The sequence below is a fragment of the Gemmata palustris genome, assembly GCF_017939745.1.
Taxonomy (GTDB): Bacteria; Planctomycetota; Planctomycetia; order Gemmatales; family Gemmataceae; genus Gemmata; species Gemmata palustris.
Genome location: NZ_JAGKQQ010000001.1, coordinates 2,750,321 through 2,764,340, shown reverse-complemented (window position 1 = coordinate 2,764,340; position 14,020 = coordinate 2,750,321). Strand labels below are relative to the sequence as shown.

General features: G+C 68.1%; 8 protein-coding genes. 1 reads left to right on the top strand and 7 read right to left on the bottom strand.

From position 1 onward, the window contains the following. Positions 1 to 65: 65 nt before the first annotated feature. Positions 66 to 1,952, bottom strand: coding sequence for a matrixin family metalloprotease (locus J8F10_RS11240; RefSeq protein ID WP_210653916.1), 1,887 nt, complete (start codon positions 1,950 to 1,952; stop codon positions 66 to 68). A 385-nt stretch (positions 1,953 to 2,337) separates the two neighbouring features. Between J8F10_RS11240 and J8F10_RS11235 the strand changes: the two genes are divergently transcribed. After that, positions 2,338 to 4,923, top strand: coding sequence for a PAS domain-containing hybrid sensor histidine kinase/response regulator (locus J8F10_RS11235; protein WP_210653915.1), 2,586 nt, complete (start codon positions 2,338 to 2,340; stop codon positions 4,921 to 4,923). Positions 4,924 to 5,305: 382 nt separating this feature from the next. Here J8F10_RS11235 and J8F10_RS11230 read toward each other — a convergent pair whose 3' ends face one another. The 6 genes from J8F10_RS11230 to J8F10_RS11205 all read right to left on the bottom strand — a co-directional run bounded on the left by J8F10_RS11230 (position 5,306) and on the right by J8F10_RS11205 (position 13,922). Next, a complete protein-coding gene (locus tag J8F10_RS11230) occupies positions 5,306 to 8,413 on the bottom strand; it encodes an efflux RND transporter permease subunit (RefSeq protein ID WP_210653914.1) in 3,108 nt (1,035 codons plus the stop codon). Between the two features lie 5 nt (positions 8,414 to 8,418). After that, the gene (locus J8F10_RS11225) at positions 8,419 to 9,726 is read right to left on the bottom strand and encodes an efflux RND transporter periplasmic adaptor subunit (RefSeq protein ID WP_210653913.1); all 1,308 of its coding nucleotides are present in this window, start codon (positions 9,724 to 9,726) and stop codon (positions 8,419 to 8,421) included. Next, positions 9,723 to 11,087, bottom strand: a complete 1,365-nt coding sequence (locus J8F10_RS11220; RefSeq protein ID WP_210653912.1) for a TolC family protein — start codon at positions 11,085 to 11,087, stop codon at positions 9,723 to 9,725. The genes J8F10_RS11225 and J8F10_RS11220 overlap by 4 nt, the downstream gene beginning before the upstream one ends. A 105-nt stretch (positions 11,088 to 11,192) precedes the next feature. Next, positions 11,193 to 11,708, bottom strand: a complete 516-nt coding sequence (locus tag J8F10_RS11215) for a fused DSP-PTPase phosphatase/NAD kinase-like protein (RefSeq protein ID WP_210653911.1) — start codon at positions 11,706 to 11,708, stop codon at positions 11,193 to 11,195. 64 nt (positions 11,709 to 11,772) lie between these two features. Beyond that, positions 11,773 to 13,248, bottom strand: a complete 1,476-nt coding sequence (locus J8F10_RS38675) for a sensor histidine kinase (RefSeq protein WP_210653910.1) — start codon at positions 13,246 to 13,248, stop codon at positions 11,773 to 11,775. Further along, a complete protein-coding gene (locus J8F10_RS11205) occupies positions 13,245 to 13,922 on the bottom strand; it encodes a response regulator transcription factor (RefSeq protein ID WP_246523169.1) in 678 nt (225 codons plus the stop codon). Before J8F10_RS11205 ends, J8F10_RS38675 begins: the two co-directional genes overlap by 4 nt. Positions 13,923 to 14,020: the final 98 nt, after the last annotated feature.

Below are 14,020 nucleotides of genomic sequence, written 5' to 3'. Positions count from 1 at the left end.
GGACCGTCACGTGGCAAAGTTCGGAGCCACCGAGGGCGGCGAATACCGCCCCGGCTCACCACACGTTAGAAGAAGTACCACAGACCCATCGGGACCGGCAGCGATGGCGCGGTGTAGACGGTCGGAGAGTACGCGGGCGGTGGAAGAGGGGAGGTCAGTGGCGGGGCATACGTCCCGACCCCCTCGGTCAATTTCAGCAGCGCGAGGTGGTAGCGGATCGGGGCCGCGGATTGCCCACCCACCGTGTGGTACGTGTACTTGAACGTGTAAACGCCGGCCGCGAGGTACTGTGCCACTGTGACCGCGGGCTGTCCGGACACGGCGTCGAGGACGAAGACCGCTTTCCCGGTCGCATCGGTCACGGTCAGGGTCGTCCCGCCGGCGCCCGCCGCGAGGGCCTCGGAAAATAGCGCGAACTGGTAGATCCCACCGTCGGTTACGGTGAATTGCGCCGTGCCCGTGGGTGCGGACGAACTGAGTGTACCGCCACCGATTTCTTGAGCGGCCGCGGTCACGGACTGGTTGAAATCGGCCCCGAAGTAGTAGCCCCCGGTGTTGTTCGCGCCGCCCGGAGTTCGGGCGGATATCTGAATGATGAAGTCTACGTCCGCGGGCGCGTTCGGGATCGCCACGCTCATGACACCCGCGCTGTTCGCGAGCACCTGGAACGCCACCGCGCTCCCCCGCGCGTCGAACACCCGCACGCGCGGGTTCAGCGCCCCGTCGGTGGACCACGCCACGACGTTCAGGGTCGCGGTCCCGTTCGCCGTCGCCGGCGAGTGGACCCGGTAAAAGTCGGTATCGGTCGCGTCCTCGATCGATCCGCGGTACTCGACGTCGAACTGGCCCGTGCCCACGATCGCGACGCGCCGGGCCGTCGTGAGGTTCAGAGCCGACGCGCGGGTGTCGTTCGAGTGGGCGTCCAGAACCGGCGCGGTCCGGAGCGGTTTGGCAGCTCGCTTGTTGGGGTCGGCGGTCAATTTGTAACTGCCGACCCCGAACACGTCGGACGTCGCGCTCTCGACCTTGATGAAGTACACGGCACCGTCGGTGAGCGCGAGATCGAGGGTCACGTCGTTATTGAGCGCGTCCTGGGCGGTCGCGCTGGCCACGAGCTTGCCGGTCGAGTCGTACACGCTCACCCGGGCCTGAAGGAGACTGAGCCCCTTCGCCTGGAGCGTTATGGTGGTCGAGGCCCCGGCCTTAAACTTGTAACCGTCCACGTCGCCGGTCGTGGTCAGATCGCCGTTGGCGACGTAGGCCCCGACGGTCGCGTCCTTCGGCATGGTGCTCGCGGTCGCGCGCGTGTCGTTCGGACCCGCGAGGTCGAACTCGTCGGGCAACCGGGCACCGTACAGCGCTTGAAGGTTGGCAACGTCGCCCGCAGACAGCCCGGTTCGGTAAGCATAGATCCCGCTCACGGCCGAACCGGACACGGCCGAGTGATCCAGTCCGAAGACGTGTCCGGCTTCGTGCAGGGCGACCGAGAACACGTCATAGGTGTTTGCGACGTTGCCGATCCGGTACGGGGACGACTTACTGAACGTGACGTCGCCCGCGAAGGTCGTCCCGGTCCAACTGAACGGGGACGCGGCGGCCGCTTCACTGGCCGAGATCGGCCCCGCGGCGATGCGGACGTCACCGAACCGGGTGTCGCCCTGGACCGCGCCGACCGCGCCGAGCGCCTGTCCGCCGTCGGCGACGAGCCCGATGTTGATGTTCGCGTTCACCGCCCACGTCTGGAACGCGCGAAGGATCTCGCGCTCCCAAGCGGCAGTAGAGCCGCTCGCGGACATGGTTCCGAACAGGCTGCTCGGTCCCGTAGGCGCTGATGTGCCATCGGGCACGAAGCTGAGCGTCATGTGTCCGGGGTCGGCCCAGGGGACGCCGAACGAACTGGGGAGCGAGCGGTCTTCGAGTTGTTCAAACGCGCGGAGACGGGGCGGGGGCATCGAGTTCTCGCTGATGGGCGAACCGTTCGCGGGAGCGGCGAACGAAGCAGCGGCAATCACACGAAATGAGGATAGATCCGTCCTCTTGGAGATGTGAGCAAGATCGTAAGAATTCTCCAAAGTAATGTCTGGGTACAGAATCGCCCCGTCGCGCGAAGCGATCCGTCGCGCTCGGCCACAGAAATCGCGCCGCCCCCGAAGACATTTTTTGTCCGACGCGGAGACCCGGGACGCGGGAACCACTAACGGTCGTTTTTCGTTGCGCACGGATCGGCGCGGAACCGGGGCGTGAGCTAAGAATAATGTCATTCTTGACTCCGCGTGCTCGCCCGCACCACCACGTTCGGGAACGCGCCACGCCCGCCGCGCTCACGAGTTCTCCGCGATGCCCAGCGCCCTTCCGCCACTCACCACGATTACTGCATTCGCGGACGGGCTCCTCGCGCTCGCGGCACTGAGCGGCGTGCGTTTCGTTGCGCTTCAACACCGGCGGCCCGTGCCCCCCCGCGCGCTTGCCGCGCTGCTCGGTGCGGTCGGGCTGGGGGCCGCGGGGCACGCGCTCGCGCCGCTGATCGGTGCGGGAGCCGTGGCGGGCGCGTGCGGGTTCGGCGCCGCGCTCGCGTGGTTCGCGGTGGCGCGGATGTGGCGGCACGCGCCGCCCCCTCCGCCCCTCGAAGCGGGTACGGACCCGCAGTTGTTGGACGTGGCGCTCGGGGCGTGCGGGGACGGCGTGGTCATCGCGACCACCGACGACCTCGACGGGGTGCAGGTCGTGTACTCGAACGCGGCCTTCGAGCGCCTCACCGGGTACTCGAGCGACGAGGCGGTGGGGCTCAGCCCGAGCGTCCTGGCGGACGAGGCGGACGGGCTGGCGGCGATCCGCGAAGCCGTTCGGAGCACCGAACCGGTCCGCGTCGAGTTGCCGGGGCGCCGAAAGGACGGCACCCGGGTATGGGCCGAGTGGCAGATCGTCCCCGTGTCGGACGCGGCCGGGCGGCACACGCACTCGGTGGCCGTGATCCGAGAAACCACGGAGCGCCGGCGCGCGGAGCAGGCCCTGCGCGAGAGCGAGGCGCGGTTCCGCGGGCTGTTCGAGCAGGCCGCCGATGCGATCCTCGTGCTCGACCGGAGCGGGAAAATCGTGGACGCGAACCGTCAGGCGTGCCACAGCCTCGACTACGCCCGCGAGCACCTGACCGCGCTGACCCTGGGCGACCTCGGCATGACGCCGGCCGCGGACCTGGGGCCGGGGGAGACGAGTACGTCGGAGAGCACGTACCGGCGGCGGGACGGCGGGGCGATCGCGGTCGAGGTCCGGTACACCGTGATCGAGACCGCGGGGCGCCGGTTGCACCTGGCGATCATTCGGGACGTCACCCGGAGGCGCCGCGCGGAGCAGGCCCTGCGCGAGCGCGAGGACATGCTCCGCACCGTCATCACCCACATCCCCTGCGGGGTGTTCTGGAAGAACCGCGAACTGACCTACATCGGGTGCAACGATCAGGTCGCGCGCGACCACGGGATCGCCGCTCCCGAGCACATGCTGGGCCGCAGCGATTTCGACATCACGAGCGTCGCTTCGGAGGCCGAGTTCTATCGGGACTGCGACCAGCAGGTGATGGAGAGCGGGCACCCGATTCTCAACCTCGAAGAGTTCCAAACGCGCCCCGACGGAACCCGGGCCACGCTCCTGACCAGCAAGGTGCCGCTGCGGGACGCACGCGGCCAGGTGGTCGGGGTGCTCGGCGTGTACCAGGACATCACCGACCGGAAGCGCTTGGAAGAGCAGCTCCGGCAGTCGCAGAAGATGGAAGCCGTGGGGCGCTTGGCCGGCGGGGTCGCACACGACTTCAACAACCTGCTCACCATCATTCGCGGGAACGCGGAACTGCTCCGGTCCCCGACCGAAGACGCCGGGGACTCTGCACTGTTCGACGACCTCCTGCTGGCCGCCGATCGCGCAACGGCCCTGGTGCGCCAGCTCCTCATGTTCAGCCGGCGCCAGCCGGTCCGGGTCGAGGTGCTCGACCTGAACGAGGTCGTGACCGCGCTGTCCGGGTTGCTGCGCCGGTTACTGGGGGAGCGCGTCTCGGTCGAAACCGTGCTCGCGCCCGTGCCGGTGACGGTTCGGACCGACCGCAGCCACCTGGAACAAGTGATCCTGAACCTGGCGGTGAACGCGCGCGACGCCATGCCCGGGGGCGGTACGGTGACCGTCGGCACGGTGGTGCCCGAGCGCGCCCCCCCCGGCGCGCCGCGGTTCGCGCAACTCACGGTCGCCGACACCGGGACCGGCATGACGGACGAGGTGAAGGGCCAGATCTTCGAGCCGTTCTTCACCACCAAGGGGCCGGACAAGGGGACCGGGCTGGGGCTGGCGACGGTGTTCGGGATCGTCGAGCAGGCCGGGGGGCGGATCAAGGTCGAGTCCGCACCGGGGGCCGGGACCACGTTCCGGGTGGACCTGCCGTGGTGGGAGGGGAGCGCCTCGGTGCTCGCGCGCACGCCGGCCCCGCGCTCGCTGGCGGAGCGGCGCGGGGGGCGGGCCGTCTCGGTGCTCCTCGTCGAGGACCAGGACGCCGTTCGGCAGTTCGCGCGGCTCGCCCTCCAGACACAGGGGCACCAGGTCACCGAGGCCGAGAACGGTGAGGTCGCGCTGGAACTCGCGAGCCGGGGCACCCATTTCGACGCCATCGTGACCGACGTGACGATGCCCGGCATCGACGGGCGCGAACTGGCCGCGCGGGTTCGCGCGCTGCGCCCGGACATCGCGGTGGTCGTGATGTCCGGGTACGCGGCGGAGTCCGAGCGCGTCGAGCCGATCGCGCACTCCGTGTTTCTGTCGAAGCCGTTCCCCCCGGCCGATCTGTTCGAGGCGCTGAACAAGGCGCTCCGGCTCATTCGGAGCGAGCCCAAATCGGCCGTCAATTCCGCACTCAGTGCTCTGCCCGCCCCGGTAATTCGAGCTTGATACCGCGCACCTGGGGCGGCGATTTAGCGCCCGGCTGTGGAGCGCGGATTTGAGTGTTGCGAAGGAGTGCTTTTAACAGGATTCAGAAGACGACTCGTGTTTGATTTTTATCCTGTCGATCCTGCTAATCCTGTCAAAAACACTTCTGAACATCCAGGCGGTTCGCGCCGGGGCGCGCCACTGTGACTTGCGGTGAGCAACGGATTCCCGATGCTCATCGCGAGTCCGTTCCCATGCGGCTTTTGTTGTTCGGTGAGCCACTTCACTCCGCCCTTCCTACAGGCGAAGGTGGAGACTGCGTTGGCTAAGCGGACGTAGCTACGCTGTCCGATCTCGCCAGAATTGTCGTCGGAAGAAGTAATCGATAATGATCGAATCGGAATTACTCTCCTTCGACCGTAGAAGCGGGGCGGCCGAAGAGGGCGTACAGGGGCGGGAGCAGGAACAGGTTCAAGAGGGTCGAGGTGACGAGCCCGCCGAGGATGACCACCGCGAGCGGGTACTCGATCTCCTGGCCCGGCTTGTTGCCCGTAATCGCGAGCGGGAGAAGGGCCAGGCCCGTTGCGAGCGCTGTCATCAGGATGGGCGCGAGGCGCTCCTCCGCGCCGCGCAGAACGAGGCCCACGCCGAACGGCACACCTTCCTCGGTTTCGAGGTGCCGGAAGTGACTCACCAGCATGATCCCGTTTCGCGCCGCGATCCCCAGCACCGTGACGAAGCCCACCATCGAACCCAGTGACACGACGCCCGTTGTGATTGTCACGGCGAACACCCCGCCAACGAGTGCGAACGGGATCGTGAGCGCGACGAGCAGCGTCGGCCGCCACGCGCCGAAGTCCACGAACAACAGCAGTACGATCCCCGCCAGTGCGAGCGCCGAGAGCGCGTACAGCTTCCGCGTCGATTCCTGGCGCGCTTGGTACTCGCCCAGGAACTCCGGGTGGTACTCGCGCTCGAACGGGATCTGCTTCACCTTCTCCTCGACCTCGCGCGCGACCGACCCGAGGTCGCGGCCGGACACGTTGCACGTCACGTCCAGGCGCCGACTCGTGTTCTCGCGCCGCACCTCGTTCGGTGCGGACACGATGCGCACGTCGGCCACGTCCTTCAGGCGCACCTGGGTGCCGTTCTGCACGTCGATCGGCAGCTCCTGAACGGCGCCCAGGTCAGAACGGAGGTTGTTTGCGCCCCACACCACCACGTCGAATTTCTTCTGCCCGTCGAACACCTCGCCCACTTTCTGGCCCTTCAGGAGTACGGTCGACGCGCGGCGCACGTGGCCCGGCGTCAGACCGAACTTGCGGAGGTCTTCGGGGCGCAACTGGACGTCGATTTGGGCGACCAGCACTTGCGGTTCGACCTTCAGGTTCGTGACCCCGGGCACGTCCTTCATCGCGGATTCCACGTCTTTCGCCTTCGCGCGCAGCACTGCCGTGTCGGGGCCGTAGAGCCGCACGACGACGCTCCCGCTCGCGCCGGTGAGGACTTCCTTGATGCGCTCGCGCAGGTAGGTCAGGAGGTCGCGGTACAGTCCGGGGTAGGCGTACACCACGTCCGCGATCTTCTTCACCGTCGGTTCGTAGTCCGCGTCTTCCGGGATGCTGATCCACAGCTCGGTGAAGTTCGGCCCGACCGGTTCGTCCGCGACCTCCGCGCGCCCGATGTGCGAGCCGAAGTTGCGAACGAGCTTCTGCCCCTTCTCGTTTTCGAGCGCGCGCAGCTCCTTGCTCGCGGCTGTCGTCACGCGGTTCATCGCCTCCACGGAGGTGCCGGGCTTCTCCACGAAGTGCATCAGGAAGTCGGTTTCCTGGAAGTTCGGCAGGAACTCCTGACCGAGCCGCGTAGCCGCGGCCCCGGTAACGGCGAACGCGAGGACCAGCGCCGCGAGGCACTGCCACGGCCGCGCCACGAATGCCGGCAATAAGAGCCGGTACCCGCGCTTCAGAACGCGCGTGAGCGGCGGGTCGCGTTCCGCGGTGTGAGCGCGGCCCGCGAGCAGCAGGTACGACATCGCGGGCGTGACGGTGAGCGCGACGAACAGCGACGCGGCGATGGCTACGACATAGGCCAGTGCGAGCGGCCGGAAGAACGCCCCGGCCAGCCCGTCCAGGAAGAAGACCGGCAGGAACACGAGCACCACAATCAGGCTCGCGTAGACCACCGCGGAGCGCACTTCAAGCGAGGCCGCGAGCACGATGCGGAACGGGGATCGTGCGGCCTCCGGTGTTGCCAGGCGCAACCGGCGCGCGATGTTCTCGACGTCAATAATCGCGTCGTCCACAACCTCGCCCAGCGCGATCACCAACCCGGCCAGCACCATCGTGTTGATCGTCGCGCCGCTGTACGCGAACACCATGAGTGCGGCGACCAGGGACAGCGGGATCGCGGTCAAACTGATGACCGCGGTGCGCCAGTCGAAGAGGAACACCACGAGGATCACCGCGACCAGCGCGCACCCGATGACGAGGGCGTGCGACAAGTTGTCGATGGCCCGCTCGATGAACGTGGCCGGGCGGAAAATGGTCGTGTCGACGTCCACGCCCTTCAACCCCGGCCGCAGGCCTTCGATGGCGGCCTCGACCCGGCGCGTCAGCTCGAGCGTGTTCGCTTCGGGCTGCTTCTCCACAATGAGCAGAATGCCCGGCTCGTCATTGATGACCGCGTCGCCGATGGCCGACGGGGAGCCGTACTGGACCTTTGCCACGTCCCGCAACCGCAGGGACGCCCCGCCGCGCGGATCGACCACCGTTTGTCCGAGGTCCGCCGGAGTGCGCACGTACTGCGAGTGTCGGATCGCGACCCGTTGGTTCGGCGTGTCCACGAACCCGCCGCCCTCGAGTGCGACCGCGTCGCGCGCGGCCAGCGTCACCATGTCGAGCGTGACGTTGTTCACCCGCAACTCGTCGGGGTGGACGATCACCTGAAACTGCTTGTCGCGCTGGCCCCACACCGCGACGTTCGCCACCCCCGGAACCGACATCAACTTCGGCCGAATCGTCCACATCACCACCTCGGTGAGGTCGCGCTGCGACAGGTTGGCGCCCTTCGCCGAAAGGATGCCGATCTTCATGACCCGGCTGGTGGTGGACAGCGGTTGGAGGATGACCGGAGGGAGAGCCACGGTGGGGAGCAGGCGCGTGACCGCGGTGACGCGCTCCTGAACAATTTGGCGGACCCGCATCACGTCCGCGCCGTCTTCGAGAACCAGCACCACCTGCGAGAGCCCGAGTACGGACTTGGACCGCACCGTTTTCACGTGCGGCACGCCGTTGAGTGCGTTCTCGATGGGCATCGTGACGAGCGATTCGACCTCGTTCGTGGAGAGGCCCGGCGCTTCGGTCTGGATCTCGACGAGCGGCGGGGCGAACTCGGGGAACACGTCGAGCGGCGCCCGCTGAACGGAGCGCGACCCGACGACGAGCAGCACCGCGCACAGCGCGAGGACGACTGCCCGGAGCCGGATCGAATTGGAAATGAGCGCGGTGAGCATGGCGGTTACTTGCTGAAGCCGGTTTCGGTACCGAACAGTTCCGCCGCGCCCGCGCTCACGACTTCCTTGCCCGGCGCCGGCCCGTCGTCCAAAACGGCCCGCTCCCCGGTCACGTGGCGCACCCGCACGCGCTCGCGTGAGTACGTGCGGTCGGCGGTCTTCACGTACACCCACGTCCCGCCGTGGAAGTCGTAGAGCACGGCCGCCCACGGCACCGTCAGCGCTTCGGCCGGTTCCTTGAGCGCGAGCGAGACCGCGACCCGCTGACCGGGGCCGAGCGGCGAACCCGCGAACGGAGCGACGGCGAACCCGCCCACGGCCCCGGCGAGCGCCTTCCAGCGGTCGTCGCTCGGGTCCGGGTTCAGTGTTTGGAAGAACAGGTCCACGGTCCCCGCGAGCGGGTTCGCGGTTGGGGGTGCGGCTACTAGCCACGCGCACCGCCCGGCACTTCCGACGGGAGCCGCGAGCGGCCGAATCGTCGCGCACGTGCCGTCGATCTCCTCGCGGTCGCCGACGTACACCGGCACGCGGACCCAGACGACATCGAGGTTGATGACCTCGAACAGTGGCGCGCCGGCCGGGACCATCTGGCCGGGGAGCGAGTTCACGTTCCGCAGCACGCCGTCCGCGGGTGCATCAATGGGGATGGGGGCCGCGGTGCCGGAGTCGAGCTCGCCCAGCACCCTCCCGAGCAGGTCGCGCCGAGCGGTCGCGGCCGCGTGGGTCTGCTCGGCCACCTTCAGCGCGGCGTTCGCGTCGTCCACGTCGCGCTGGCGCCCGCCGCCTTCGGCGAGAACTTCCTTGGCGCGCCCCAGCGTAATGCGAGCGAGTTTCAACTGCTCGTCGGCCGTCTTCACCTGCCCGTCGGCGTCCACGCGGGCCGCGGTCAGGTTCGCGCGGCCGACCGGGTCGAGTACCGGTACGAGTTGGAGTACCGGTTTCCCGGCTCGCACGGGCTGGCCGGCAACCGGCGCAGCGCCCGCTTTGAGCGTGCCGGCGAGCGGCGCGGAGACCAGGATCGCGCGCCCGGGCGGGATCACCACCTCCCCGCCGAACACGCGCGCCCGCGGTACCGACGCGCGCGTCACCGGCGCGGTGCGGAGCGCGAGCTTCGCTTCGGCGTCGGCGGTGAGCACGACCGTCGCGGCCTGATCTTCCTTGAACGGCTTGGGCACGGTCGCGGGGATGCCGGGGGCCGCCGACTTGGTCGGCTCCTTGGGGGGTGCGGCGGCGAGCCACCACGCCGCGCCGATGGCCCCGGCCGCGAGCGCGGTGCTGGTGATCCCGGTGAGAAGACCGTGCCGGTATGTCATGGTGATGGTTTGTCGCTCCCGACGGAATCGCGGCCCGGGGGACTCAACTTGCGCCCCACGCTCCGCTCCAGTTCGGCCCACGCCCGTCTCAAGTCGGCGAACAGTTGCGCTTCGCGGGCGTAGGTGTCGATCAACTGCCGGTTGGTTTCCAGTACCAGCAGGTACGTCACGCCGCCCTTCTCGAACGCGGCCCGCGCCCGCTTGATTGTGGCTTCCACTTCCGGCCGCGTCTTGTTCTTCAGGAGGTCCAATTCGGCCCGGGCCTGTTGGTATCGCGCGTGCGCGGTCCGCACGTCCTGCACGATCTGGTTGTGGACCGTTACCTTGCGGCGCTCGAGTTGGTCGAGCTCGGCCTGCGCCCGCGCGATCCCGCCCTGGTTGCGGTTGAAGATCGGGACCGTCATCCGCAGCGCCGGACTGAACTCGTGCCCGGTAACGCGGCCGCTGGTGGCGTCGAGCAACCCGAGGAACCGCACCCAGCCGAGGCGCGCGACCCGCAGGCGCTCGACCGCGGCGCGGGCCGCGTGGTCGGCGGCGGCCGCGTCCGGGCGCGTCGCGACCGCGTCGGCGACGAGTTCGTCGAGCGGGGTTTCCACGTGCGGGTCGAACACCGCGTCGTCCGGCACGAGTTCGACCGTGACCGCCGAGAGCCCGGTGAGGTTCCGCAACCGCTCCCGCGCGACCGGGATCTCGTACCCGGTGCGCGTGAGGTCTTGCCGCGCCTGGAGCGCATCGATCCGGGCGGTCGAGGCTTCCAGTTCGCTCGCGTCCCCGGCCTTCAGGCGCGCCTCCGCGAGTTTGAGGATGTCCTCGCGCAACTGCACCGCCCGCTCCGATACGCGCACGCGGTCACGGGCCAGTTGGAGGTCGGCATACGCCTGGCGGGTATCGCGGATGAGGTCGAGTGCGAGTTGCGTGAGCCGCGCGGAGGCCCGTTCGTTTTCTGCCGCGGTTGCCTTCATTCGCAGCGGGCGGAGCCAGAGCGACTCGATCGGGAAATCGATGAGGTACTTGAACGGCTTGTTCCCGGCGGGCCAGTAATAGACGAACTCCGGGTTCGGCAGCAGCCCGGCTTGAACGAGATCGGCCCGCGTCAGGTCGAGTTCGACGAGCTGTTCGTGGAACGCCGCGTTGTTCCATAACGCGAGGACCACGGCTTGTTCTTCGGTGAGCGGTTCGCCGCGCCCCAGGCGCTCCGGAACAATCAATTGCTCAGTGTTTGGGCCGTTCAGTCCCACCGGTTGGCCGAAGCGCGCTTCGACGGCGGCCGAAACCCGGGAGCGATCCGCTCCCTTCGGTGTCGAGCAGCCGATTAAGCCGCACCCCGTGACCGCGAACAAAACTGTGCGTAATGCCGTCACGAATCGCCCCGGTTACCGAAAGCTCGCCACCTGCCAAAGTTACTTGGGCTCTTGTTGTGTCAATTTGTTATCGGCAATGCAGGATAAACCGGAGATAAATTCCGATTATGATGATGGCGCCGAAGGTGGGGCCTGGGCGCGGTAGTCGCGCAGGTACTGCTCGATCCCGTTCCGGCTCTGCCCGGGCTCGAAGCCGTGGTCCTGCATCTCGGCGATCGCTCGTTCGGCCGACCACCCCTGGCACTCCATCCGAAAAAGGGCACACATGGCCCCGGTCCGGTGGATGCCCGCGAAACAGTGAACGAGTACCGGGTGGTTGGCCGGGTCGCACACGATGTCCAGGAACGCCCGCACGACTCGTTCGGCCGGGAGTTCGCCCCCCTCGTCCAACGACCACGGTTGAGGGACGATTCGGACGTGACGCGCGCTGTGGGCCGCGCACAATTCGGCCTCCCATTCGTCGGGGTAGGGCCGATCGGGGTCGCGGACCGTCCGCAGCGTGACGACGGTCTTGATCTGGTAGGCGCGCAGAGACAGCTTTAAGCCTGTCGGCGTCTGCTGCCCGCTCCGGTAGAGAACGCCCGACTTGACCGTGTGAAAGTTTCGGGTGTGGTACCCCACGCTCCGAGCGAGCCGCCCACCACGGGAAGGCCCGCGGCGAGCGCAAGGAACCGCCGTCGCGTCATCAAAGCTCTCCTCCTTGAGTCGAACTGTGTGGGCCGAGTTCGCCCGTGCGTTCTTCGCGTGCCAAAGATAGGGGCAGGCGAATCGTGACCCGACACCCCCGGCCGCCTTCACTCGTCAGAGCAATCGTGCCGCCCAGAGCGGACGCGATTCGGGCGGCGACGGCCAACCCCAACCCCACGCCGGGTACGCCCCGTTTTCGCGCGGTCTCGGACCGAAAGAACGGCCGAAACAGGTGCGGCAACTCGTCCGCCGAAATCCCGCACCCCCGGTCTTCAACTTCCACCCACACGTCGTTCGCGGTGCGGCCAGCGCGCATCGTGACGGGTGTTCCCGGTTCGCTGTACTTGAGGGCGTTATCGAGAACGGCGTCGAGTAACTCGCCAAACAAATCCGGGTGAAGCGCCGCGGGCACTTCTTCACTCGGCGCTTCAAAGGTGAGATCTCGGGAGCGCGGATTATCGGCCCACTCCCCCAGCCGCGCGGGAACCCACTTCGCCAGGTCGATCCGCTCCAAGCCGGGGAGCCGGGCGTCGGATTCCGAGCGGGCCAGAAACAGGAGCGCTTCGATGACCCGCCGGAGCCGGCCGGCCTGTTCCAAAACCGCGCCGAGTACCCGTTGATATTCCTGGGGCGGGCGGTCGCGGCGCAGCGCGACTTCGATCTGCCCGATGAGGGCCGTGAGCGGCGTGCGGAGCTGGTGCGACGCTTCGCCCGCGAACCGCCGTTCGCGCTCGAACGCCTCCATCAGTCGATCGAGTAAACCGTTGAACGCGCTCGTCAGGTTCGCGATTTCGTCCGTGGATCGCGTATCCGGTAAGCGCTCGGTCAGGTCAGTGCCCATCGATCGCGCGGTCTCGGCCATTCGCGTGACCGGAGCGAGCGCCCGCCGACAGACCGCGCGACTGGCAACGAGCGCGACGGCGAGAACCGCGAGCGTGAGACCGGTTAGTGTTGCCGCGAGGGTGCGGAGCGTGCCGTGAACGGGATCGAGCGGTACCGCGACCGTCAGCACGAGCGCCGAGAACTTTCCGCGCCGGAGTGGGACCGGGTGTGGGGCCAGTTCTGGCGCGAGTCGGATGCGCGTCGCCTGCCACGCGCGGCCCGCACGGTCCACCCGGCGCGGGTTCCGGTGCCCGGTGCGGAAGCCTTCTTCGGCTTCCGTCAACAGTTCTCGCGCGCCTTCCTGGGTAGATTGATCGACGACGGTGCCGTCGTCGGTGGTGACGTTCCACCGGAGCTCGTCCCCGAAGGGGCTCGACGTAAACGGGAACGGGCGCTCCTCCGGTTCCCACTCCACACCGTCGGGTTTGATCTCCGCGGCCGAAGCCAGGGTGCGCGCGGATGCGTCCAACCGGTCGTCCAGTTGCCGCGTCAGGTGGCGGTGCGCGAGGACGTACAGCGCCGCGGAGAACGCGACGAGTACCGTTGCGAGCGCGGCCAGGAAGAACAGTGACAGACGGGTCGTGAGGGTCACTCGAGCTCCCCGAACACGTACCCGCGCCCGCGGACCGTCTGAATGAGGCGCGGGCCGTGTGCTTCGAGTTTTTTGCGCAGTTCCATGACGTGAACCTCGAGCGTGTTCGAGATCCCGTCGTACCGCTCGTCCCAGACCGCCTCGTAGATCCGGGTGCGGCTCAGCACTTCGCCGGGGTGCCGGAGGAACAGCACCAAGAGCGATTCCTCTTTCGCGGTCAGGTCCAGTTTCGTACCGGCGCGCTCGGCGCGGTGGGTCGCGAGGTCGAGCTGCACGTCGGCGTAGGAGAGCGTGGTGCCCGACGTCGCGCCGGGCCGGCGCGCCAGCGCGCGGACGCGCGCGAGCAGTTCCTCGAACGCGAACGGTTTGCACAGGTAATCGTCGGCCCCGCAATCCAGCCCCTGCACGCGGTCGGAAACGGCGTCGCGCGCGGTGAGCATGAGCACCGGCGTGTCGCAACCCGCTTGTCGGAACTTCTTGAGGAGCGTCAGGCCGTTCGGACCGGGTAGCCACCAGTCGAGCAGGATCACGTCCCACACGGCGGTTCGCAGGTGGTGCCACCCGGTGTCGCCGTCCACGGCCCATTCGACTTGGTACCCTTCTTCGCGCAACCCGCGGGCGACGAAGTCGCCGATCGCCGGTTCGTCCTCAACGAGCAGAATGCGGATTCCCATATCAACCGCCCCGAAAGCGCGGGCGCCCGAATTCGGGCACCCGCGGACGTAGACCTGTCAGCCTTTTTGCCAGCCCCGGCTGCGCCGTCGCACGCCGG